Raw genomic sequence first — 22,334 nt, forward strand, 5'->3', positions numbered from 1 at the left:
GTCGCCATCAGGCCCCTCGGTCCTCGGACGCCGCGCTCCGCGACCAGCCGCGCCGCTCGCCCTCGTCGATGAGGTACCGGCCCGCCGTCCACAGGGACGCGGAGGCGTCTCCGATCACCGCCTTGCGGGCCCGTACGTCATCGGCGGTGACGCCGGGGGTACGCCAAGTACCGCCGCGGGCCATCCAGTTGAGCAGGAGCGGCTGGAGCCGGTCCATGGCCTTGGCGAACCGGGCCTCGGGGGTGACACGCTCCTCGAACTCGTCCCACAGGTCCCGCATCCGCCGGGCCTGGTCGTCCGGGAGCAGCCGGAAGAGCTCGTCGGCCGCCACCGCCTCCCGCTCCTGCTGACCGGCGCCGCCCGCGCTGTCGTACAGCGGGGTGTCACCGGCGTAGATCTCCACCAAATCGTGCAGCAGCACCAGCTCGATGGTGTGGCCCACGTCGATGGGCTCGTCGGAGTGCTCGGCGAGGACCGCGACCATCATGGCCAGATGCCACGAGTGCTCGGCGTCGTTCTCCCGGCGGTCCGCCGCCGCGAGGGGCGACTGACGCAGCACGGTCTTGAGCTGGTCCACCTCCACCAGGAAGGTGAGCTGCGCCCGCAGCCGCTCCTCGATGCCGTCGGGCAGGGGCGTCTCGTCCACGAGCAGGTTCCGGCGTTCATCACTCATCGGCTCATCGTGGCACGCGCGCCCGGCGGCTCATGCCACCGGGCTAAGCTCGAAATAGTATGACTTCTTCCCGCGATCCCGGTCCCGCCCCCGACCCCGAGCCCTTCACGCCGCCGTCCCGCGCCGCGCTGGACGCGCGGCTCGACTCGATCACCCGGCAGCCGTTCCGGGCGAAGTTCCACCTGCGCGGACGGGACCGGGTCACGGCCGAGCTGAAGGGTCCGGCCACGATCAGATGGCACGCGTACGACCTGATCGCGGGGCGGCTCGCCCCGGCCCGGCCGCACAAGGACGGCAAGCAGACCCCGTACCGGGGCCATCCGGTCTTCGTCGCCCAGCACGCCACCGGCACCTGCTGCCGCACCTGTCTGCTGCGCTGCCACGGCATCCCCAAGGACCGGGACCTGACCCGCGCCGAGCATGTGTACGTCGTGGACGTGATCTGCCGCTGGATCGAGCGCGAGATGACCGGCAGCGCCCGCTGAGTGGTCAGCCCCGGACCCCTGTCGAACCGGACCCGGTCACGAGATATCTTGATGTCGAGCAATGTTGCAGACGTGGAGCGGAGCACCCGGTGACTGACTCGACCATCATCTACACCTACACGGACGAAGCGCCGGCCCTGGCGACCCATTCGTTCCTGCCGGTGATCCAGGCGTACGCCGCGCAGGCCGGTGTCCCGGTGGAGACCCGCGACATCTCGCTCGCCGGGCGCATCATCGCCGTCTTCCCGGAGTACCTGACCGAGGACCAGCGCATCCCGGACGCGCTCGCCGAGCTGGGCGACCTGGCCAGGACGCCTGCCGCGAACATCGTCAAGCTGCCGAACGTCTCGGCCTCGACCCCGCAGCTCAAGGCCGCCGTCGCCGAGCTGCAGGCCAAGGGCTACGCGCTGCCGGACTACCCCGAGGACCCGAAGACCGACGAGGAGCGCGAGGTCCGCGCCCGCTACGACAAGATCAAGGGTTCCGCCGTGAACCCGGTCCTGCGTGAGGGCAACTCCGACCGCCGCGCCCCGGCCTCGGTGAAGAACTACGCCAAGACCCACCCGCACCGCATGGGCGCCTGGACCCCCGAGTCCAAGACCAACGTGGCCACCATGGGTGAGAACGACTTCCGCTCCACCGAGAAGTCCACGGTGATCGCCGAGGACGGCACGCTCCGTATCGAGCTGGTCGCCGAGGACGGCACCACCACCGTGCTGCGCGAGTCGGTGCCGGTCCGCAAGGACGAGGTCGTCGACGCCTCCGTCATGCACGTCGCCGAGCTGGAGCAGTTCCTCGCCGCGCAGGTCGCCCGCGCGAAGGAGGAGGGCGTCCTGTTCTCCGTGCACCTGAAGGCCACGATGATGAAGGTCTCCGACCCGATCGTCTTCGGTCACGTGGTGCGCGCCTTCTTCCCGAAGACGTTCGCCAAGTACGGCCAGACCCTGAAGTCGGCCGGCCTGTCCCCCAACGACGGCCTCGGCGGCATCTACAAGGGTCTGGAGAGCCTGCCCGAGGGCGCCGAGATCAAGGCGTCCTTCGACGCCGAGCTGGCCGACGGCCCGGCCCTCGCCATGGTCGACTCCGACAAGGGCATCACCAACCTGCACGTCCCCTCGGACGTCATCGTGGACGCCTCCATGCCCGCGATGATCCGCACCTCCGGCCACATGTGGGGCCCGGACGGCGAGGAGCACGACACCCTCGCGGTGATCCCGGACTCCTCCTACGCCGGTGTCTACCAGGCCGTCATCGAGGACTGCCGCGCCAACGGCGCCTACGACCCGTCCACCATGGGCACGGTCCCGAACGTCGGCCTGATGGCGCAGAAGGCCGAGGAGTACGGCTCGCACGACAAGACCTTCGAGGTCAGCGCCGCGGGCACCGTCCGCGTGGTCGACGCGGACGGCAACGTCCTCATCGAGCAGCCGGTCGCCGAGGGCGACATCTTCCGCGCCTGCCAGACCAAGGACGACCCGATCCGCGACTGGGTCAAGCTGGCCGTCACCCGCGCCCGCGCCACCGGCGACCCGGCCGTGTTCTGGCTGGACGAGACCCGCGCGCACGACGCCAACCTGATCGCCAAGGTCAACCAGTACCTGACCGAGCACGACACCGAGGGCCTGGACATCCGTGTCCTGCCGCCGGTCGAGGCCGCCAAGCTGTCGGTGGAGCGCATCCGCCGCGGCGAGAACACCATCTCGGTGACCGGCAACGTGCTCCGTGACTACCTGACCGACCTCTTCCCGATCCTGGAGCTGGGCACCAGCGCCAAGATGCTGTCGGTCGTCCCGCTGATGGCGGGCGGCGGCCTGTTCGAGACCGGTGCCGGCGGCTCGGCCCCGAAGCACGTCCAGCAGCTGGTCAAGGAGAACTACCTGCGCTGGGACTCCCTCGGCGAGTTCTTCGCCCTGGTCCCCGCCTTCGAGCAGTACGCGGAGACCACCGGCAACACCCGCGCCAAGGTCCTCGCCGACACCCTGGACCGCGCCACGGCGACCTTCCTCAACGAGGACAAGTCCCCGACCCGTCGCGTCGGCGGCATCGACAACCGCGGCAGCCACTTCTTCCTCTCCCTGTACTGGGCGCAGGAGCTGGCCAAGCAGACCGACGACGCCGACCTGGCCAAGGCGTTCGCCCCGTTCGCGGAGGCCCTCGCGGCCGACGAGCAGCGAATCGTCGAGGAGCTCCTCGCGGTGCAGGGCTCCCCGGCCGACATCGGCGGCTACTACCAGCCGGAGAAGGCCAAGGCCGACGCGGTCATGCGCCCGTCCGCCACCTGGAACGCGGCGCTCGCCTCGCTCAGCTGACGCTTCCCGCGCTTGCACGTGCCCCGGCCGGTTCCCTCCGGCCGGGGCACGGTCGTATGGGGGCTCTGCTGCGGCCGTGTTGCGGGGATGTGGCGTACATGAAGTCCTCGTGTCAGGGTTCGTGCCGGGCTGTCCGGGGGTGTCCGCCCGTGCTTTTCTCGTGCCCGAGTCCGCGCCCGCACCGCACGAGGAGCACCATGAGCAGCCAGCCCATCGACTCGGTCACCGCCGGTCACACCCCGGACGAGCCGCCCGCCGGCCCCGACACCTCTGCCTGGTCCTTCGAGACCCGGCAGATCCACGCCGGTGCGGTACCCGACCCGACGACCGGGGCACGGGCCACGCCGATCTACCAGACCACGTCCTTCGTCTTCCAGGACACCCAGCACGCCGCCGACCTGTTCTCGCTCGCCGAGCCCGGCAACATCTACACCCGTATCCACAACCCGACGCAGGACGTGTTCGAGCAGCGGATCGCCGCGCTGGAGGGCGGAGTCGCCGCCGTCGCGCTGGCGTCCGGGCAGGCCGCCGAGACGCTCGCCCTGCTGACCCTGGCGGGCGCGGGCGACCACATCGTCTCCAGCGCCTCCCTGTACGGCGGCACGTACAACCTGTTCCGGCACACCCTGCCGAGGCTGGGCATCGAGGTGTCGTTCGTGGACGACCCGGACGACGCGGACGCCTGGCGGGCCGCGATCCGCCCGAACACCAAGGCGCTGTTCGCGGAGACCCTGGGCAATCCGCGCGGCAACGTGCTCGACGTACGGGCGGTCGCCGACGTTGCGCACGACGCGGGCGTGCCGCTGATCGTGGACAACACCGTGCCGACTCCCTATCTGCTGCGGCCCATCGAGCACGGCGCGGACATCGTGGTGCACTCCGCGACCAAGTTCCTCGGCGGGCACGGCACCGCCATCGCCGGTGTGGTGGTGGACGGCGGCACCTTCGACTTCGGCGCCCACCCCGAGCGGTTCCCGGACTTCTCCGAGCCCGACCCGAGCTACCACGGCCTGCGCTACTGGCCCGCGCTCGGCCCGGGCGCGTTCGCGGTCAAGCTGCGGGTGCAGCTGCTGCGCGACCTCGGCCCGGCGCTCTCCCCGCACTCGGCGTTCCTGCTGCTCCAGGGCGTGGAGACGCTGAGCCTGCGCCTCGAACGGCACTCTTCCAACGCCCTGGCCCTGGCCGAGTGGCTCCAGGGCCGCGACGAGGTGGCCGCCGTCCACTATCCGGGCCTTACGTCCAGCCGGTGGTACGAGGCCGGGCAGAAGTACCTGCCGCGCGGCTCCGGCGCGGTCGTCTCCTTCGAGCTGCGGGACGGGGTGGAGGCGGGCAGGCGGTTCGTGGACGCGGTGGAGCTGTTCAGCCATCTCGCCAACATCGGTGACGTACGCAGCCTGATCATCCATCCCGCGTCCACCACGCACAGCCAGCTGGACGAGGCGCAGCTGACGGCGACCGGTACCGCGCCGGGGCTGGTCCGGCTGTCGGTGGGCATCGAGAACCTGGCCGATCTGAAGGCGGACCTGGAGGCCGGGTTCCGCGCGGCCAAGGGCGCCTCCTGAGCACCGTTCCGCGCGCCCGCCCCGTGCCGCTCCCGGCGGTCACCGGCGCCTGGCGGGACGGGGACCCCGCCGGGCGCCGCCGGTGGCATACGGCCGGCACGCCGCTGCCACTGGAGGCGGGCGGTGAACTGCCGGGCGTGCGCCTGGCGTTCGAGACCTGGGGGCGGCTCGCGCCGGACCGGTCCAACGCGGTGCTGGTGCTGCACGCGCTGACCGGCGACAGCCATGTGGCGGGTCCGGCCGCGCCGGGTCATCCCACGCCCGGCTGGTGGGACGCGCTGGTCGGACCGGGCCGGGCGCTGGACACCGACCGCTGGTTCGTTCTCGCGCCGAACGCCCTGGGCGGCTGCCAGGGCAGCACCGGTCCGGCCTCTCCCCGTCCGGGCACCGAGCGGGCCTGGGGCGGGGCGTTCCCGTTCCTGACCCAGCGGGACCAGGTGGCGGCGGAGGCCGGGCTCGCGGACGCCCTCGGGATCGAACGGTGGGCGCTGGTCGTCGGCGGCTCGATGGGCGGGATGCGGGCGGTGGAGTGGGGAGTGTCGTACCCGGAGCGGGTCGGCGCGCTGCTGCTGCTCGCCACGACCGCCTCGGCGAGCGCCGAGCACATCGCCTGGGCGGACATCCAGCTGCGGGCCATCCGCACCGACCCGCACTGGCAGAGCGGCGACTACCACGGCACCGGACACGGCCCGGTGGAGGGACTCGGTCTGGCCCGCCGCGTGGCCCACGTGACCTACCGCGCGGAGGCGGAGCTGCAGACCCGGTTCGGCCGGGTTGTGCAGGGCGTCGAGGACCCGTGGCACGGGGGCCGTTACCAGGTGGGCTCGTACCTGGACCACCACGCCGGGAAACTGATCCGCCGCTTCGACGCGGGGAGTTACGTGGTGCTGACCGAGGCGATGAACGCGCATGACGTGGGGCGCGGGAGGGGCGGTGCGCGGTCGGCGCTGGCACGGGTGCGGGCGCCGACACTGGTGGCCGGGGTGGACTCCGACCGGCTCTATCCACTGTCTCAGCAACGGGAGTTGGCCGCGCTGATCCCGTCGGCGGACCGGGTCCGCGTGGTGGAATCACCGTACGGGCACGATGGGTTCCTGATCGAGACGGAGCAGGTTGGCAGACTGGTGGCCGAGTTGCTGCGCTGATCCCAGGGAGCCGATGTGTCCGAGCCCTCGTTCGAGCTGCTGCCGGGTGACCCCGCGTCGCCGGTCCTGCTCCACGTACCGCATTCCGCGCGGGCGATCCCGGCGGAGGTGCGGGCCGGGCTACTGCTCGACGATGCCGCCCTGGAGCGGGAGTTGGATCACATCACGGACGCCCACACCGCCGAACTGGCGCAAAGGGCGGCCAAGTTGGCGGGGATGCGGCCGTGGCGGTTCGTGAACCGGCTGTCCCGGCTGGTGGTGGACCCGGAGCGGTTCCCGGACGAGCGGGAGGAGATGGGCGCGGTGGGCATGGGCGCGGTGTACACCCGGACCACGCACGGAGAGCCGTTGCGGGCCGAGGACACCGCCCAGGAACCGCTGATCGAGCGGTACTTCGAGCCGTACGCCCGCGCGATGACCGAGGCGGTGTCGGAGCGGCTGGCCGCGGCCGGACGGGTGGTGTTGATCGACGTCCACTCCTACCCGTCCCACCCGCTCCCCTACGAGCTGCACGGCGAAGGTCCGCGCCCGGCGGTGTGCCTGGGCACGGACCCCTTCCACACCCCGCCGGGACTGACGGCGGCGGCGCGGTCGGCGTTCTCGCCCTACGGGAAGACGGGGCTGGACAGCCCGTTCGCCGGGACGTACGTACCCCTCGCGCACTACGGCCGGGAGCGGCGGGTGAGCGCGCTGATGGTGGAGATCCGCCGGGACACGTACATGACGGAGCCCGGCGGGGCGCCCGGAGCGGGCTTGGACCAACTGGCGGGCGCGCTGGCCGTGTTGCTGGACGCCCTGGGCTAGCCCTTGACGTGGGCGGCCCAGTCCAGGATCTGCACGGCGGCCCCCGCGGCTTCGAGCCCCTGGCAGCGGCCGTGGTGACGGCGGGCGATGCCGTCGAGGTCGAGGTGGGTGCCGAAGGCAGGGTGGGCGGCGAGGCGGCGGGCGTAGGACCACAGGGCGGTGAAGCCGGTGATCCGGTGCACGGCGGAGGCGTCGAGGTGGCAGCGGTGCACGGTGTCGAGCTGGACGAGGGAGACCCAGAGGTCGATGTCGGCGGCGGTCAGCCGGCCTCCGGCGAGGTACTCCTCCTCGGTCAGCCAGCGCTCCAGCCGGCCCAGGGTGTCGAGGAGCACGTCGAGCGCGGCGGCCCGCCCGGCCGGGTCCTCGTCGGCGCGGCCCGCCCGCTGCGCGGCCTGTTCGATGCCCTCGGCGCAGAGCCGTTCCACGGCGTCGATGGTGGACTCCCAGCCGCAGGGCCGCAGCGGGTCGCCGCCGGCGCGCGGGAAGAGGTCCAGGTCGCGCAGGATGTCGGGCGCGTGGGTGCTGACGATGCGTCCGGACCAGGCGTCGCTGAGCACTGGGGCATGCGCGGGGCCGGAGTAGCGGTGCGCGCTGGCCTCGTAGAGCGGCTGGAGCGCGGTGTGGCCGCCGTCCGGGGCGTCGGGGACGGCGGGGAGCAGGGTGACCGGACAGCTCGCGTCGAGGCCGAGCAGGCTGTGGCCGATGGCGAGGCGCAGTCCGTCGGGGCCGGCGGTGGAGAGGTGGAGCCGGTAGCGGTGCGGCACGGCGTAGTGGCCGCTGCGGGCGTCCTGGCCGAGCCGCCCCCGGAAGGCGGAGCTGTGCCGGACGGTCGGAAGGGCGGTCGGCGCGGTGATGGGCATACGAACGTCTCCCCAGGGGCGAGGGCGCGCGGTGGCGCGCGCCTGCGGGAACAGCGTCGGCGGACGTGAGAGAGGAGGGTGGGAGTGCGGTGGACGAGGGCGCGTGAACGGGCGAAGGCCCAGGTCAGTGGCGCGGTCCGATGGCGCTGCACACACGCAGCAGGTCGATGTGCAGGCGGGAGGTGAGGAGGGGCGCGCGCCACGGCGTGCGGCCACTGCGGCCGGTCACCGTCTCCAGGCGCGTCATGCGTCCCCACCTGTTCGCTGGACTTCCCCGACTTGGAGTGTCGGCCCGGCCGCACGCTGCGTCAAGAGGGCGTCCATCCCTGGGACAGGCCCTTACGTACCATCACCCCCATGAGCCAGATCCTCTCGATCGCCCGCCCCGAGAGCGTCCGGAGCGTGCGCCTGGACACCGCCCGGGGTACTTTCGCGGCATTCACGGCCACTCCCCCGAACGGCGTCCAGCGCGGTACGGCCCTGCTGGTACCGGGCTTCAACGGCAGCAAGGAGGACTTCCTGTCGCTGCTGCCGGGCCTGGCGGAGGCCGGCTACCGGGTGATCGCCATCGACCAGCGGGGCCAGTACGAGACAGGCCCGGCGTCAAAGGCGCCTTCGTACGCGCCCGAGGATCTGGCGTCGGACGTGCTCGCGCTGGCGGCGGTGCTGGGCCCGGTGCATCTGGTGGGCCACTCTTACGGGGGGCTGGTGTCGCGCTTGGCTGTGCTGAACACCCCTTCCCCCATGGACACTTGGGCCTCGCTGACGCTGCTGAACTTCGGCCCGGCGGCGGTGTCGGAGTCGACGCGAAGCCGTCTGCAGCTCCTGCTGGACGCCCTGCGCACGACCCCCGTCCCGGACCTGTGGCCGTTCCTCCGCCCCGAGGAGGGCGGAGTCCCCGAGGAGGTGGTCGCCTTCCTCTCGGACCGCTGGTCCCGCAACGCCCCGGAGGCCCTCCGCCTGGCCGCAGAGCAGATGCTCACCGAGCCGGACCGCAGCGCGGCGCTACGCGGTTCCGGCGTCCCCACCTCCGTCGTCTTCGGCACCCCGGAGGAGACCTGGCCGGAGCGCGAAGCAGCTTCGATGGCCCGCGAGTTGGGCGCCCACTACACGGAGATCACTGGCGGCGGGCACTCACCGAACGTGTACGAACCGGAGGCGGTGATCGAGGCGTTGACGGGATTCTGGGATTCCGTGAAGTGATGCGCTGTCAGCGCTCTCCCCGCACGGCGACCGTCTCGCGCAGCTCGTCCGGCGTGAAGCCGAGGTCGCGCAGGATCTGGGCGGCCGGGCTCCCGTCGACACGGATCAGACCCAGCAGCGTGTGCTCGGTGCCGACCCGGTCGTGACCCAGCTCGGCCGCCGCGTTCCGCGCCTGCTCGATGGCCGCCTTGCTCTCCTCCGTGAACGCGATGTGCCCCCGCAGCGCTTTCGGCCCGGCCGGCGGCAGCGCCTCCGCGACCGCGTCCCGGACGCGCTGCTCCGAACCAGCCTTCGCCACCAGCACCTCGTACGCCAGCCCCTGCGGCTCCCCGAGGAGCCCGAGCAGCAGGTGTTCGGTGCCGATGGACTCGTGCTTGTGCGTCCGCGCGGCCTCCTGCGCCAGCACGATGCCGTGCCGGTTCAGCTCGGTGAACCGCTCGAACGGCCCGGGCGCGTGCCGCTGCTGGGCGGCCTGCTTGGACACCCCGATGGCATCCCCGATCTCGGTCCAGGAAGCCCCGGACCGCTTGGCCTTGCTCACGTAGTGGTCGATGAGCTGATCTCCGAGATCGGACAACGTCTGCGCCCGCAGCCGCGCTTCGCTGATGTGGGCGAGGTCGCCGGCGTCGGGGAGTTCCTCGTCGAGGCGGGCGATCAGGTCGGCGAGATTGATGTCGAGTGGACTCATGCGTCAAGACTAAGTTGACGACCATCGAGCGTCAAGATGAAATTGACGCGCACTGCCGTGGACGTCTGGACCTCGAAGGGGTGATCCGATCGCCGGACACCCTGACGCGAGTACGAGAGGTACTGCCCGCCCATCCAGGTCCTCGACTGGAGTCGCCCGCCGGGGAGGGTGCAGTCGGCGCCTTGCACTCCCTCGGTAATCCGGTCGGCGCCACTTCCGGGCCACGGGGGACTCCGCCGAAGCCTCGACGAACCGACACGCACCCGCTACCGCCGCCTCGTCTCCGACCACGACCTGAACACCTCGACATGGGCGCGTCCCTCGCCTGCCCGAACCGGTCCACAGGACGAGAGCTGTCGGTGCAGTCATCTGCGGAGTCTGCCAACCGTCGAACTGCCAACTGCGCCCCTCCATCGAGGGCATCCCCAACCGACTCCCGCACCCCCACCCTCGGCGCACCGACGCTGTTCGCCCCTCTCAGGACCTCACCCCCAGCACCGTCATCCCTGGTCAACAGGGGTGTACGGGGTCGATATTGGCCGATTGACCTAGCCGAATCGGCCGATAGTCGACGTTCGCGTCCGTGAAGTTGGCGCCGTCCGTACGGGCGTCCTAGAGTCGACTTGGTTGGTCTAGGCAACCTTTATTTCGGGAACTTTCCCGTCCCCCCACAGGACAACAGCAACAACCGGCCGGCCCGCAGTGTGCGCCGGCCCAGGAGGACCCCCCATGCCCGACGTCGCAGCCCCACGCTTCCGCAACCCGGTGGAGGACGTCCTCGACGCCCTGCGGGAGAACCCCGCCCGCGAGGCCCTGGTGCACGGCGAACACCGTGTGAGCGCAGGGGAGTTCCGCGATCTGGTACACCGGATGGCGTGGGCCATGCAGGCCCAGGGGATCGAGCGCGGCCAGACCGTCACCCTGCTCAGCGGCAACCTGCCCGAGGCGATAGCCGTCCGTTACGCCGCCAATCTGATCGGCGCTCAGGTCAACCACCTGTACAGCAAGCTCTCCGCCGACGTGCAGGCCGCGATCGTCGCCGACGTGGAGACGCGGGACCTGGTGGTCGACCCTCGGCTGACCGACCGGGCCGCGGAGATCACCGAGTCGGTGCCGGTCAAGTCGGTGCTGACGCTGGGCCCTTGTGACAGCGCCGAGGACCTGTTGGCACTCGCAGCCACCGAGGACGCCGTACCGTTCCCCAGCCAGGCCGAGCCGGACGACATCTGCGGCATCCGCCACACGGGCGGCACCACTGGTCACCCCAAGGGCATCTGCACCACGTACCGCCAGGTACAGGAGACACGCGCCGCCCGTCCGGTCACCGGTGAAGAGAGCGGCGCGCACCGCCAGTTGGTCGCCACGACCATCGCCCACGCGGCCGGGATGCTCGCCGACGCGGTACTGGAGACCGGCGGCACGGTGGTCCTGCTGGACGACTTCGAGCCGGGCCAGGTGCTGCGCACCATCGAGCTGGAGCGCATCACCCACCTGTGGCTGCTGCCGCCGCTGCTCTACCAGTTGCTGGACCACCCCGACATGGCGCACACCGACACCTCCGGCCTGCGCCAGGTCCTCTACGGCGGCTGCCAGTCCTCCCCCGCGCGGATCGCCGACGCCGTACGGCGCCTCGGCCCGGTGCTGATGCAGGGGTACGGCCAGAACGAGGGCGGCCTCATCAGCGTCCTGCCCCCGATGGACCACGACCCGGACAACCCCGCGCTCCTGCGCACCGCCGGGAAGATCCTGCCCGGCGTCGACGTGGAGATCCGGGACCCGGACGGCAACGTCCTGCCGAACGGTGAGCACGGCGAGATCTGCGTCCGCTCCGCCATGGTCATGCAGGGCTACTGGAAGCAGCCGCAACTCACCGCCGAGGTCCTCCAGGACGGCTGGCTGCACACCGGTGACATCGGCTTCCGTGACGACGAGGGCTATCTGACGGTGGTGGACCGCCTCAAGGACATGATCGTCGTGGTCGGCGGCCATGTGTACACCACCGAGCTGGAGGACCTGCTCAACAGCCATCCGGACGTTCTCCAGAGCGCGGTCTTCGGCGTGCGCGACGAGGACCGCATGGAACGCGTCCACGCCGCAGTACTCCTCTCCCCCGGCGCCACCACGACCGCCGACGACCTCCGCGCGCTGGTACGGGCCGAGCGCGGCGCCATGTACGAGCCGGCCCGCGTCACCTTCCCGCCCGCCCTCCCCCTCACGGACGTCGGCAAGCCCGACAAGAAGGAACTCCGCCGCCGCGCGACCCTCTGACCCGAGCACCCGAACCCCCGAGAGCCTGCTCCGCGACACTTTCCGGAGCAGGCTGCCCGGTCCGGATATTTGCGCAGCCTGGCCTGCGCAAGTTAGCCTGCAGATATGACCGAGATCCCCGCCACCACCGGTGTGTCCGAATCCGCTGTGCGTGCGGCGCACGAGTTCCGGGTGGTGTTCAGCCGGCTGCGGCGGCGGATGCGGGAGAGTTACGACCCCGGTGATCTGACGCCGTCGCAGACGTCCGTGCTCAGCCGGCTCGACAAGGACGGGGAGGCGTCGGTCAGCGAACTGGCCGCCGCCGAGCGGGTGCGGCATCAGTCGGTGGCCGCGACCGTGGCCGTGCTGGAGGAGCGCGGGCTCGTGTCCCGGCGGCAGGACCCCTCCGACGGGCGGCGGCAGCTGGTGTTCGTCACCGACAGCGGGCACGCCTTCCTGGAGGACCGCCGGCGGGCCGGGGAGGGCTGGCTCACCCGCGCGCTGGAGGACCAGTGCACGGAGGCCGAGCGGCGGACCCTGCTGGAGGCGGCGGCCATACTGGACCGGGTCGTCCGCTCGTGACCCTGCGCCAACTGCCCCCCGGCAAGGCGAAGAAGAGCGACGGCTTCGACCGGCGCCTGCTCGCCCCGATGATGCTGGGGTCCGTACTCAACCCGGTCAACTCCTCCGTCCTCTCGGTCTCCCTGGTGCCGATCGGCGCCGCGTTCGGCGCACCGCCCGCGCAGACCGCCTGGCTCGTCTCCGCCCTGTATCTGGCCACGTCCATCGGCCAGCCCGTCGTCGGACGGCTGATCGACCTCTTCGGGCCGCGCCGTCTGTTCCTGGTGGGCACGGCGCTGACCGGTGTCGCGGGGGTCGTGGGCATGCTCGCCCCGAGTCTCGGCGTGCTCATCGCCGCGCGCGTACTCCTCGGCTTCGGTACCTGTTCCGGCTATCCGGCCGCCATGTACCTGATCCGCAGCGAGGCCCGGCGCACCGGGCAGGAGAGCCCGACGGGCGTGCTCACCGCGCTGGCCGTCACCACCCAGACCGTCGCCGTCATCGGCCCCAGCCTCGGCGGACTGCTGATCGGTGTCGGCGGCTGGCGCGCCACCCTCGCCGTCAACATCCCGCTGGCCCTGGTCGGTCTGTACCTCGGCGCCCGCCGCCTCCCCGCGACCCCGCCGGCCCCCCGTACCGAGGACCGGCACCCCCTCGCCGCGCTGGACCTGCCCGGCATGGGCCTGTTCGCCACGGCCCTGGTCTGCCTGCTGCTCTTCCTCATGGAACCCGGCGCCGCCCACTGGTACCTGCCCGTGCTGACCCTCGTCACGGCGGCCGCCTTCACCTGGCGCGAGCTACGGACACCGCAGCCCTTCATCGACCTGCGCGTACTGAGCGGCAACCTCCCCCTGCTGGCCACCTACTCCCGCGCCCTGCTCGCGTACATCGTCGGCTACGCCTTCCTGTACGGGTACACCCAGTGGCTGGAGGAGGGCCGGGGGCTGTCGGCCTCGCAGGCCGGGCTGGTCCAACTCCCGCTGTTCGTCACCGCCTTGGTCGTCTCGACGCTCACCGGGCGCCGGCAGGTGATCCGCGGCAAGCTCCTGGTGGGGTCCGCCGGTCAGCTCGCCGCGTGCGCTCTGCTGCTGACCCTGACCGACCGCAGCCCGGTGTGGATGCTGCTGGCCGTCGTCCTCGTCCTCGGTGTCCCGCAGGGCCTGAACAGCCTGGCCCTGCAGAACTCCGTCTTCCACCAGGCCGACCCCGAGCGCATGGGCTCCTCCGCCGGACTGCTGCGCACCTTCGGCTACCTCGGCGCCATCGTCGCCGCCGCTGCGGGCGGCGCCCTCTTCGGGCAGCGCGCCGACACCGGCGGACTGCACCATCTCTCCTGGCTGATGCTCGCCGTCAGCGCCCTCTTCCTCGCCGTGACGCTCGCCGACCGCTCGCTGCGCGGTCTCGGCGTGACCCGCACCGGACCCACCGCCTAGCGCATCCGTCAGGCCGAACCGCTAGGTGGCGGAGAGGACGAGGACGGCCTGGTCGTCGTCGATGTCGTGCCCGCCGGTGAAGACGTGCACGGCATCGGTCAGCGTGTCGATGAGGTGCCGCGCGGCGGGCGGGCGCGGGGACCCGGCCAGGGCCTGGGCGACGCGTTCCTCACCGAACTGCTCACCGTCCGGGGCGCGGGCCTCGGTCAGACCGTCGGTGTAGAGCAACAGACTCTCCTGCGGCCGCAGTCGGAGCCGTCTGGGGCTGACCTGCGGGTCGGGGGCAACGCCCAGGAGGAGTCCGGACGCCTCGACGGTATGGACGGCGTGGTCCGCGTCGAGGACGAGGGGCGCGGTGTGCCCGGCCCGGATCAGCTCGATCTCCAGCCCCTCCGGGGTCGGGGTGAACTGGCCGTAGACGAGGGTGACGAAGCCGGTGCCATGGCTGCCGGGGCGGTCGCACAGCGCCCGGTTGACGGCCTCGACGACGGCCTGCGGACCGGGCAGCAGCGGGGCGACGGCACGGGCGGTGTGCCGGACCAGGGCGGTGGTGGTCGCGGCGGTCGCGCCGCGCCCGCACACGTCGCCGAGCATGAACGCCCACCGGCCGTCCCGCAGCGGGAAGACGTCGTAGAAGTCGCCGCCGATGTCGAGCCCCTCGCCGGCGGGGTGGTAGTACGTGGCCACGTCGGCGCCGGGCACCTCGGGCACTCCGGGCAGCAGCAGACCGGCCTGGAGGTCGCGGGCCAGGGTGACGCGGTGGGTGTACTGGCGGGCGTTACGCGCGGCGGCGGAGGCCCGGCGGGCGAGTTCCTCGGCCAGCGCGACGGTGTGCCCGTCGAAGGTGTGGTCGCCGACGCTCAGCAGGGTCATGGTGCCGAAGGTGCTGCCCCGGTCGAGGAGGGGGACGCACAGATAGCCGGTGACGCCCAGGTCGTGCCAGGGCCCCGGACCGGTGGGCGTGCGGCGGGCGACCTCGCTCACCCCGGAGGCCAGGACACGGGCCACGGCGTCGTCGGCGGCGTCGTAGACCGGGATGTGCGACGCCAGCAGGGCGCGCTGCTCGGCGTCCGGTGCCGCGGTGGCTGTGCGGCGTACGCGGCCCGCCTCCACGATGTCGACCGCGCTCAGCGGTGCGAGGGCGGGGCTGCACGCGTCGGCCAGGCGCTGGAGCGTCTGGGCGGCGTCCAGGTCGTAGGCGAGGGAGGTGCTGGCGTCCAGCAGGAAGGCGAGGTCGGCGCGGGCGGCCTTCTCGCGGGCCTCGGCGGCCTGCCGTGCCTGCTCGGTGTGGTGGCGCTCGATGGCCAGGGCGGCGGTGCCCGCGAAGATCCGGGCGAGCGCGAGGTCGTAGTCCTGCGGCGCGCGGGGCGTGCGGTGGTACATGGCGAAGGTGCCGAGCAGCGATCCGTCGCGGGCCAGGATGGGGGTGGACCAGCAGGCGGCGAGTCCGGCCTTCACGGCCAGGTCACGGAAGTCGTCCCAGTACTCGTGGGTGGCGATGTCGGCGACGATCACGCTCTGCCGGCGGTGGGCGGCGGTACCGCAGGAGCCCACGCCGTCGCCGGCGGCGATGCCGTCGATGGCCTGGTTGTAGAAGTCGGGCAGGCTGGGGGCGGCTCCGTGGCGCAGATGGCGGCCGTCGGCGTCGGCGAGCAGCACCGAGACCAGCACCTCGTCGGGCGCCAGCTCCTCGATGACGCGGGCCATGCCGTGCAGCACGTCGGCCAACGGGGCCTGGCGGGCGATCTGTTCGAGCAGCGCCCCGTGCTCGGCCGTCAGCGCTTTGGCCTGCCTGACCTGGGTGGTCTCGACGCCGATCACGCGCACGCCGGTCACATTGCCGCCGGCGTCGAGGCGGGGCTCGTAGGTGAAGTCGAAGAACGCCTCGCGCGCGTCGACCCCGGACCCCAGCAGCACCCGCCGGTCCCGGCCGGTGACGGGCCGGCCGGTACGGAAGACGCGGTCCAGCAGGGCGATCAGGCCCTGCTCGACGAGTTCCGGCAGCAGCTCTCCGAGCGGCAGACCGGTGCGGGCCCGGTCCGTGCCGCCGATCGCGGCGAAGAACGCCGGGTTCGCCGACTCCAGCATGTGCGCCGGACCGGCGAGGGAGGCGAAGAGGGCCGTCGAGTGCCCGAACAGTGCGCGCAGATCGTCGTCCTGTCCGCCCGAGGTACCCCCCGGCCGGCCCGGCTCGGGCTGGTTCAGCCCTGGTACGAGCGTCATGCGCTCCGCTCCTCATTCTGTTGAGCCGCCGCGACGACGCCACGTATGTCCGAGCCTGCGGCAAGCGCCTCAGCAGCGTCCATGTGCACGGAGAAGAGCTGGTCCAAACCTGTCAGGGTGAACAGACGCGACACCGAGGCGGGTACGGCCGCCAGCCGAAGCACCCTTTGCTGCACGGAAAGCCGCTGGTAGAGACGGAGCAGCGCGCTGATCCCGGAGGAGTCGCAGAAGGTCAGCGCGGTGCAGTCGACCACCACCGGCGACACCCCTTTCGACTTGGCCAGTTCTTCGTCGGCGGCCTCGTGCAGTTGCACCACGCTGTCGAAGTCCAGCTCCCCGCACAACACGAACAGCACGCCCAGCGCGTGCTGCCTGACATCCACCGAGAACACTCTCAGCTGCCTCCCACTCGGCTACCGCCGTCCGCCCTTCGTCACAGGAAGCGTCTCACGGGAGTGACCGCCGCCTCCTTCAGCCGCTGGAACGCCGCTCTCCGCCGCCATCTGGCGAGGTCGATGGCCACGCTGTGCTCCAGATCGGCGTCGTAGTCGCGGTCGAGGGACGCGGTGAACTTCTCGTCCAGCACGGCGAGCATGACCTCCTCGTCGTGGTCCATGGAGCGGCGGTTGAAGTTGGTGGACCCGATCAGGGCCGCCACCGAGTCCACGGTGATGATCTTGGCGTGCATCATCGTCGGCTGGTACTGGCGGATGTCGACGCCCGCGCGCAGCAGCCGCGTGTAGTGGTGCTGTCCGGCGAGCTGGCAGGCGCGCTGGTCGGTGTGCGGGCCGGGCAGCAGGATCTCCACGCGGACGCCTCTGCGGGCGGTGCGGCACAGCAGGTCGATGAAGTAGTCGTCGGGGGCGAAGTAGGCCGTGGCGAGGCGGAAGCGTTCCTCGGCGGAGGCGAGCATGACCCGGATGAGGGTCTGCATGTCCTGCCAGCCGATGCTGGCCGAGCCGCGCACGACCTGGACGATCGAGCTGCCGACCTGCTCGTGCTCGGTGAAGCGGTCGCGGTCGTCGAAGAGTTCGTCGTGGCACTCGGCCCAGTTCTGGGCGAAGGCGGCGGCGATCCCGTCCACCGCCGGTCCACGCACCTGGACATGCGTGTCGCGCCACTCGCCGGGGTTGCGGGCGTCGCCGCACCACTCCTCCGCGATGCCGACACCGCCGGTGAACGCGGTGTCCTCGTCCACGATCAGCGCCTTGCGGTGGCACCGGTGGTTCTGCTTGAACGGCGAGAGCCAGACGGGCTTGCGGAACCAGGCCACCTGGACCCCGGCGGTGTCCATGAGGTCCAGCAGCGCCGGCTCGATCTGCTTGGCGCCGAAGCCGTCGAGCAGCAGCCGTACCCGCACCCCGTCCCGCGCCCGGTCGGCGAGGGCGGCGGCGAAGTCGCGGGCTATCTGGCCCCGCCAGTACACGAAGGTCATCATGTCGATCGTGTGCCGGGCCGAGGCGATGGCCTCCAGCATCGCGGGGAAGATGACGCTGCCGTTGCGCAGCGGGACCAGCTCGTTCCCCTCGGTCGCGGCCACTCCGATCAGCCGCTCCAGGCGGCGGCGCAGACGCTGCTTACGGGCTTCGGCGTCCAAAGCGCCGCCGGGGGCGAGAGCTACGGGTATGCCGTCGAGGCTCACAGCGAATCTCCAGTGGTGCCGTTGCGCGGATCGGATCGGGACGGCCGGAAGACCCCCGAGGAAGCTCATGCCCGGCACTCGGCCCATCATCCCGCGCCCGTGAAGCAGCCCACATGTGACCGGCATCACAGTGCGTCAACTGCTGTCATCAGGTCATCATATGACTCGACCGTCGGCGAAGGGGCCTGGCAGTGAAGGGCGTCCGGGCGGCCACAGCGAGACAAGGATGTTGCGCGTGAACGACCAGGAAAGGTCCGCCACTCCGCCCCGTGTGGGCGTGGTGGGACTCGGGGCCATGGGGCTCGGGATGGCACGGAGCCTGCGGAACGCGGGGTACGACGTCGGGGTCCACGACCTGCGGCCCGATGCGGCCGCCGACTTCGCCCGCGAGGGCGGCACCGCCTTCCCGACACCCGGTGAACTCGCCGCCGCTGTCGATGTCCTGGTCGGCGTGGTCGTCAACTCGGCCCAGCTCGAGCAGGTGTTGTTCGGTTCGGGCAGTGCCGCCGAGCGGCTGCGTCCGGGTGCCGTGTTCGTGATGTGCTCCACCGTCGACCCCGCCTGGTCGGCCGAACTGGGCGACCGACTGGCCGAGTTGGACGTGCTCTACCTGGACGCCCCGGTCTCCGGCGGTGCCGTGCGCGCCGCGGCCGGTGAGCTGACCATGATGACGTCCGGCGCCCCGGAGGCGTACGCGCTCGCCGGGCCAGTGCTGGACGCGATGAGCGCGACCGTCCACCGGCTGGGCGACAGCGCCGGACTCGGCTCCAAGGTCAAGGTCGTCAACCAGCTGCTCGCGGGCGTGCACATCGCCGCGGCCGCCGAGGCGATGGCACTGGGCATCAGGGCCGGTGTCCCGGCCGAGACGCTGTACGAGGTCATCACGCACAGCGCGGGCAACTCATGGATGTTCGAGAACCGCATGGCGCATGTGCTGGCCGGCGACTACACACCCCTGTCCGCCGTCGACATCTTCGTCAAGGACCTCGGCATCGTGCTCGACTCCGCCCGCCCCGAGCGTTTCCCGCTGCCGCTGGCCGCCACCGCCCACCAGATGTTCCTGCAAGCCGCGGCCTCGGGTCTGGGCGGCGAGGACGACAGCGCGGTGATCAAGATCTTCCCCGGGATCGACCTGCCGAAGCCGGAGGATGGCTGACATGGGAATCCGGCTCGGCGCCATCGCCGACGACTTCACCGGCGCCACGGACCTGGCGAACAACCTGGTGCGCGCGGGCATGCGCGTGGTCCAGCTCATCGACGTCCCCGAGGACGGCGGCTACGACATCGCGGGGGACGCGGACGCCGTCGTGATCGCGCTCAAGTCCCGTACCGTGCCCGTCGCGGAGGCCGTGGACGCCTCGCTGCGCGCCCTGGCGTGGCTGCGGGGCGCGGGCGCCGAGCAGATCTACTTCAAGTACTGCTCGACCTTCGACTCCACCCCGGCCGGGAACATCGGTCCGGTCACCGAGGCCCTGATGGACGCTCTGGGCACCGGTTTCACGGTGGCCACCCCGGCGTTCCCGGACAACGGGCGCACGGTCTTCAAGGGTCATCTCTTCGTGGGCGACGTGCTGTTGAGCGAGAGCGGCATGCGGGATCACCCGCTGACGCCGATGACCGACTCCAATCTGGTCAACGTGCTGGGCGCGCAGACCACGCGTCCCGTCGGTCTCATCGACCACGCGGCCCTCGCGGCGGGTGCGGACGCGGTGCGGGCCCGTATCGACGAACTGCGTTCCGAGGGCGTCGCGTTCGCCATTGCCGACGCCGTCTCCAACGACGACCTGGTGCGCCTGGGCGAGGCCGTGCGGGATCTGCCGCTGGTGACCGCCGGTTCGGGCCTGGCCATCGGGCTGCCCGCCAACTGGGGGCTCCAACCATCCACGGCGGCAGCTCGGTTGCCGGCCGCCGGTGGGTACCGGGCCATCGTCTCCGGGTCGGTGTCCGTGGCGACGAACGGCCAGGTCCGGGAGTTCCTGGACAGCGGGCGCCCCGCGTTCAGCGTGGACCCGCTGCGCATCGCGGCCGGTGCGGACGTGGCCGGTGAGGCGCTGGCCTTCGCCGAGGCTCACTTGGCCGACGGACCCGTGCTGATCTACTCCACCGAGGCGCCCGACGCGGTGCGCGGGGTGCAGAGCAGGCTCGGTGCAGCCGAGGCCGGTGAGCTGGTGGAACGCACCCTGGCCGAGGTGGCGCGGGGGCTCGTGGCGCGCGGGGTACGACAGCTCGTCGTCGCCGGGGGCGAGACCTCGGGCGCCGTCGTGCAGGCGCTCGGCGTCACCGGGCTCCGGATCGGCCCGCAGATCGACCCCGGTGTGCCCTGGTGCGCGGCGACGCTGCCCGACGGGGCGACGCTCCATCTCACCCTGAAGTCAGGCAACTTCGGCGCCCCCGACTTCTTCTCCGCCGCGTTCTCCCTGCTGGAGAAGTCATGACCGACCCGGTGGAGGAGGCCCGGCGCGAGATCGTACGGGTCGGCACGAGTCTCTTCGCGCGGGGATACGTCCACGCCAGCGCGGGCAACATCAGCGCCCGGGTCGGTGACGCCCACCTGATCACCCCGACCGACGCCGCCCTGGGCTTCCTGGAACCCGGCCGGCTCGCACTGGTCGACGCGCGGGGCGAGCAGATCGCGGGCGACCGCGCCAGCAAGACCCTCACCCTGCACCGGCGGATCTACGCCGCCGACCCCACCGCCCGCTTCGTCGTCCACACCCACTCCACGCACCTGGTCGGGCTGACCCTGGCCGGTGTGTGGCGCGAGGACGACGTGCTGCCCCCGATCACGCCGTACTACGTGATGAAGGTCGGGCACGTCCCGCTCGTCCCCTACCACCGGCCCGGCGACCCGCGCGTGGCCGACCTGGTGACCGCCCGCATCGCCGAACGCGCCGCGAGCGGTACGCCGATCCGGGCCGTGCTGCTCGACCGGCTGGGCCCGGTCGCCTGGGGGCCCGACGCGGCCTCCGCACTGGCCGTCCTCGAAGAACTCGAGGAAACGGCCCGCCTGTGGCTGCTCACCGAGCGCCGGCCCGAACCGCTGCCCGAGCCCGCCCTCGCCGAACTGCGATCCGTGTTCGGCGCGCGGTGGTGATCTCCGCTCCCCCGTCCCCACTCCCCCGTCCCGCCCGAGAATCCCCCTGAGCCGCTCTAAGGATTCGTCATGTCGCTCCCCACGGTCGCCACCGAAGTCGACCTCACCCGCGAGAACGCCGTCTTCCGCAAGGTCGTCCGGCGCATCGTCCCCTTCCTCGTCCTCTGCTACATCGTCTCCTACCTCGACCGTGTCAACGTGGGCTTCGCCAAGCTCCAGATGTCCGGTGACCTGGGGTTCAGCGAGGCGTCGTACGGCCTCGGCGCCGGGCTGTTCTTCATCGGGTACTTCCTCTTCGAGGTCCCGTCGAACCTGCTGCTGCAGCGGGTGGGCGCCCGCACCTGGATCGCCCGGATCATGATCAGCTGGGGCGTGGTCTCGGCGGCGTTCGTGTTCGTCACCAACGAGACGACGTTCTACGTGCTCCGCTTCCTGCTAGGCGCGGCCGAGGCCGGGTTCTACCCCGGTGTCATCCTGTACTGCACCTACTGGTTCCCGTCCCACCGCAGGGCCCGCGTCATAGCGATGTTCATGTCGGCGATCCCCGTGGCGGGCATCTTCGGCAACCCGCTCTCCGGCTGGATTCTGGACGCCTTCCACGGCACGGGCGGCTGGCAGGGGTGGCAGTGGATGTTCGCGCTGGAGGCCCTCCCGGCGTTGGCCGTCGGTGTGGCCACGCTGTTCTACCTCGACAACGGCGTACGGGACGCGAAGTGGCTCAGTGACGAGGAGAAGGCCGTCGTGGAGCGGGCGCTCGCCGAGGACGCCGCGCACCGGACCGTCCACGGCAAGGTCTGGGACGGCTTCCGCGACCCCAAGGTGTGGCTGATGAGCCTCATCTACTTCTGTTTCGTGATGGGCCAGTACGCGCTGACGTTCTGGATGCCGACCTTCGTGGAGGCCACCGGCATCAAGGGCAACCTGGCCATCGGCGTGCTCAGTTCGGTGCCGTTCCTGGCCGCGCTGGTCGCCATGAACCTGTTCGGGCGGTCGGCCGACCGGCGCCGGGAGCGCCGCTGGCACCTGGTGATCCCGAGCCTCATGGGCGCCGTCGGCTTCACGCTGGCCGCCTCCTGGTCGGGCTCGACCGTGCTGTCCCTGATCGCGCTGTCGTTCGCGGCGGCCGGCGTGCTGACCTGCGCCCCGCTGTTCTGGTCGCTGCCCACCGCCTTCCTGGGCGGTACGGCGGCCGCGGCCGGGCTCGCCCTCATCAACTCGGTCGGCAATCTGGCCGGTTTCGTCAGCCCGTACATGATCGGCGCGCTCAAGGACAGCACCGGCTCGGCGTCGATACCGATGTACGTGCTGGCGTTGAGCCTCGTCGTGGGCGCCGCCGCCGTACTCACCACCAAGAAGGACGTCGTCAACCGCTGACCGACGCCCCATCGGCGTCATGGGAGTGACC

20 protein-coding genes are annotated in these 22,334 nt (G+C 71.5%); 13 read left to right on the plus strand and 7 right to left on the minus strand.

Annotation, left to right across the window (positions count from 1 at the left end):
• Positions 1-7: 7 nt before the first annotated feature.
• Positions 8-673: an HD family hydrolase gene (locus tag ACIGA3_RS05625; protein ID WP_399710885.1), complete on the minus strand. Its 666-nt coding sequence runs from the start codon at positions 671-673 to the stop codon at positions 8-10.
• A gap of 59 nt (positions 674-732) precedes the next feature.
• Here ACIGA3_RS05625 and ACIGA3_RS05630 point away from each other — a divergent pair, with 59 nt between their 5' ends.
• The 5 genes from ACIGA3_RS05630 (at position 733) to ACIGA3_RS05650 (ending at position 6,978) form a co-directional block, all read left to right on the plus strand.
• A complete protein-coding gene (locus ACIGA3_RS05630; RefSeq protein ID WP_399710887.1) occupies positions 733-1,158 on the plus strand; it encodes a DUF4186 domain-containing protein in 426 nt (141 codons plus the stop codon).
• Between the two features lie 89 nt (positions 1,159-1,247).
• Positions 1,248-3,467: an NADP-dependent isocitrate dehydrogenase gene (locus tag ACIGA3_RS05635; RefSeq protein WP_399710889.1), complete on the plus strand. Its 2,220-nt coding sequence runs from the start codon at positions 1,248-1,250 to the stop codon at positions 3,465-3,467.
• Positions 3,468-3,664: 197 nt separating this feature from the next.
• Complete coding sequence (locus ACIGA3_RS05640) at positions 3,665-5,029, plus strand: bifunctional o-acetylhomoserine/o-acetylserine sulfhydrylase (protein ID WP_399710891.1); 1,365 nt, start codon at positions 3,665-3,667, stop codon at positions 5,027-5,029.
• Between the two features lie 23 nt (positions 5,030-5,052).
• Complete coding sequence (locus ACIGA3_RS05645) at positions 5,053-6,174, plus strand: homoserine O-acetyltransferase (RefSeq protein WP_399710893.1); 1,122 nt, start codon at positions 5,053-5,055, stop codon at positions 6,172-6,174.
• Between the two features lie 15 nt (positions 6,175-6,189).
• Positions 6,190-6,978, plus strand: a complete 789-nt coding sequence (locus ACIGA3_RS05650; protein ID WP_399710895.1) for an N-formylglutamate amidohydrolase — start codon at positions 6,190-6,192, stop codon at positions 6,976-6,978.
• On the opposite strand, the gene ACIGA3_RS05655 is transcribed toward ACIGA3_RS05650, so the two are convergent.
• Positions 6,975-7,838, minus strand: a complete 864-nt coding sequence (locus tag ACIGA3_RS05655) for a glutathione S-transferase C-terminal domain-containing protein (RefSeq protein WP_399710897.1) — start codon at positions 7,836-7,838, stop codon at positions 6,975-6,977. The two genes, ACIGA3_RS05650 and ACIGA3_RS05655, sit on opposite strands and share 4 nt — an antisense overlap.
• A 124-nt stretch (positions 7,839-7,962) precedes the next feature.
• On the minus strand, positions 7,963-8,085 hold the full coding sequence (locus ACIGA3_RS05660) for a putative leader peptide (RefSeq protein WP_272919437.1): 123 nt from the start codon (positions 8,083-8,085) through the stop codon (positions 7,963-7,965).
• Between the two features lie 110 nt (positions 8,086-8,195).
• Here ACIGA3_RS05660 and ACIGA3_RS05665 point away from each other — a divergent pair, with 110 nt between their 5' ends.
• Complete coding sequence (locus tag ACIGA3_RS05665; RefSeq protein ID WP_399710899.1) at positions 8,196-9,041, plus strand: alpha/beta fold hydrolase; 846 nt, start codon at positions 8,196-8,198, stop codon at positions 9,039-9,041.
• Positions 9,042-9,048: 7 nt separating this feature from the next.
• Here ACIGA3_RS05665 and ACIGA3_RS05670 read toward each other — a convergent pair whose 3' ends face one another.
• Positions 9,049-9,729 carry a Clp protease N-terminal domain-containing protein gene (locus ACIGA3_RS05670; protein WP_399710901.1) on the minus strand — a complete coding sequence of 227 codons (681 nt, stop codon included), beginning with the start codon at positions 9,727-9,729 and terminating at the stop codon, positions 9,049-9,051.
• Positions 9,730-10,458: 729 nt separating this feature from the next.
• Between ACIGA3_RS05670 and ACIGA3_RS05675 the strand changes: the two genes are divergently transcribed.
• From ACIGA3_RS05675 to ACIGA3_RS05685, 3 genes are all read left to right on the plus strand, one after another.
• Positions 10,459-11,997 carry an AMP-binding protein gene (locus tag ACIGA3_RS05675; RefSeq protein WP_399710903.1) on the plus strand — a complete coding sequence of 513 codons (1,539 nt, stop codon included), beginning with the start codon at positions 10,459-10,461 and terminating at the stop codon, positions 11,995-11,997.
• 105 nt (positions 11,998-12,102) lie between these two features.
• On the plus strand, positions 12,103-12,558 hold the full coding sequence (locus ACIGA3_RS05680) for a MarR family winged helix-turn-helix transcriptional regulator (protein ID WP_399710905.1): 456 nt from the start codon (positions 12,103-12,105) through the stop codon (positions 12,556-12,558).
• Positions 12,559-12,626: 68 nt separating this feature from the next.
• Positions 12,627-13,970, plus strand: coding sequence for an MFS transporter (locus ACIGA3_RS05685; protein ID WP_399712427.1), 1,344 nt, complete (start codon positions 12,627-12,629; stop codon positions 13,968-13,970).
• A 21-nt stretch (positions 13,971-13,991) separates the two neighbouring features.
• On the opposite strand, the gene ACIGA3_RS05690 is transcribed toward ACIGA3_RS05685, so the two are convergent.
• The 3 genes from ACIGA3_RS05690 to ACIGA3_RS05700 are packed head-to-tail and all read right to left on the minus strand — an operon-like array spanning position 13,992 to position 17,835.
• Positions 13,992-16,193, minus strand: coding sequence for a GAF domain-containing SpoIIE family protein phosphatase (locus ACIGA3_RS05690; RefSeq protein ID WP_399710907.1), 2,202 nt, complete (start codon positions 16,191-16,193; stop codon positions 13,992-13,994).
• Positions 16,190-16,576: an STAS domain-containing protein gene (locus ACIGA3_RS05695; RefSeq protein WP_399710909.1), complete on the minus strand. Its 387-nt coding sequence runs from the start codon at positions 16,574-16,576 to the stop codon at positions 16,190-16,192. The genes ACIGA3_RS05690 and ACIGA3_RS05695 overlap by 4 nt, the downstream gene beginning before the upstream one ends.
• A 50-nt stretch (positions 16,577-16,626) precedes the next feature.
• Complete coding sequence (locus tag ACIGA3_RS05700; RefSeq protein ID WP_399710911.1) at positions 16,627-17,835, minus strand: phosphatidylserine/phosphatidylglycerophosphate/cardiolipin synthase family protein; 1,209 nt, start codon at positions 17,833-17,835, stop codon at positions 16,627-16,629.
• Between the two features lie 226 nt (positions 17,836-18,061).
• Between ACIGA3_RS05700 and ltnD the strand changes: the two genes are divergently transcribed.
• The 4 genes from ltnD to ACIGA3_RS05720 all read left to right on the plus strand — a co-directional run bounded on the left by ltnD (position 18,062) and on the right by ACIGA3_RS05720 (position 22,303).
• Entirely contained in the window at positions 18,062-18,991 is a 930-nt protein-coding gene (gene ltnD / locus ACIGA3_RS05705; protein ID WP_399710913.1) for an L-threonate dehydrogenase, read from the plus strand.
• 1 nt (position 18,992) lies between these two features.
• A complete protein-coding gene (gene otnK / locus ACIGA3_RS05710; protein ID WP_399712429.1) occupies positions 18,993-20,270 on the plus strand; it encodes a 3-oxo-tetronate kinase in 1,278 nt (425 codons plus the stop codon).
• A complete protein-coding gene (locus ACIGA3_RS05715) occupies positions 20,267-20,929 on the plus strand; it encodes an aldolase (RefSeq protein ID WP_399710915.1) in 663 nt (220 codons plus the stop codon). Before otnK ends, ACIGA3_RS05715 begins: the two co-directional genes overlap by 4 nt.
• A gap of 69 nt (positions 20,930-20,998) precedes the next feature.
• Complete coding sequence (locus tag ACIGA3_RS05720) at positions 20,999-22,303, plus strand: MFS transporter (protein ID WP_399710917.1); 1,305 nt, start codon at positions 20,999-21,001, stop codon at positions 22,301-22,303.
• Positions 22,304-22,334 lie beyond the last annotated feature (31 nt).

This window comes from Streptomyces sp. NPDC085596 (genome assembly GCF_044541565.1).
Lineage (GTDB): Bacteria > Actinomycetota > Actinomycetes > Streptomycetales > Streptomycetaceae > Streptomyces.

Bases quoted from the DNA above. Each gene is read 5' to 3' on its own strand.
- ACIGA3_RS05720 (WP_399710917.1), top strand. From the start codon at position 20,999: ATGTCGCTCCCCACGGTCGCCACCGAAGTCGACCTCACCCGCGAGAAC.
- ACIGA3_RS05680 (WP_399710905.1), top strand. From the start codon at position 12,103: ATGACCGAGATCCCCGCCACCACCGGTGTGTCCGAATCCGCTGTGCGT.
- ACIGA3_RS05625 (WP_399710885.1), bottom strand. From the start codon at position 673: ATGAGTGATGAACGCCGGAACCTGCTCGTGGACGAGACGCCCCTGCCC.
- ACIGA3_RS05630 (WP_399710887.1), top strand. From the start codon at position 733: ATGACTTCTTCCCGCGATCCCGGTCCCGCCCCCGACCCCGAGCCCTTC.
- ACIGA3_RS05670 (WP_399710901.1), bottom strand. From the start codon at position 9,729: ATGAGTCCACTCGACATCAATCTCGCCGACCTGATCGCCCGCCTCGAC.
- ACIGA3_RS05660 (WP_272919437.1), bottom strand. From the start codon at position 8,085: ATGACGCGCCTGGAGACGGTGACCGGCCGCAGTGGCCGCACGCCGTGG.
- ACIGA3_RS05690 (WP_399710907.1), bottom strand. From the start codon at position 16,193: ATGACGCTCGTACCAGGGCTGAACCAGCCCGAGCCGGGCCGGCCGGGG.
- ACIGA3_RS05640 (WP_399710891.1), top strand. From the start codon at position 3,665: ATGAGCAGCCAGCCCATCGACTCGGTCACCGCCGGTCACACCCCGGAC.
- ACIGA3_RS05655 (WP_399710897.1), bottom strand. From the start codon at position 7,838: ATGCCCATCACCGCGCCGACCGCCCTTCCGACCGTCCGGCACAGCTCC.
- ACIGA3_RS05665 (WP_399710899.1), top strand. From the start codon at position 8,196: ATGAGCCAGATCCTCTCGATCGCCCGCCCCGAGAGCGTCCGGAGCGTG.
- ACIGA3_RS05675 (WP_399710903.1), top strand. From the start codon at position 10,459: ATGCCCGACGTCGCAGCCCCACGCTTCCGCAACCCGGTGGAGGACGTC.
- ACIGA3_RS05685 (WP_399712427.1), top strand. From the start codon at position 12,627: ATGATGCTGGGGTCCGTACTCAACCCGGTCAACTCCTCCGTCCTCTCG.
- ACIGA3_RS05715 (WP_399710915.1), top strand. From the start codon at position 20,267: ATGACCGACCCGGTGGAGGAGGCCCGGCGCGAGATCGTACGGGTCGGC.
- ltnD (WP_399710913.1), top strand. From the start codon at position 18,062: ATGTTGCGCGTGAACGACCAGGAAAGGTCCGCCACTCCGCCCCGTGTG.
- otnK (WP_399712429.1), top strand. From the start codon at position 18,993: ATGGGAATCCGGCTCGGCGCCATCGCCGACGACTTCACCGGCGCCACG.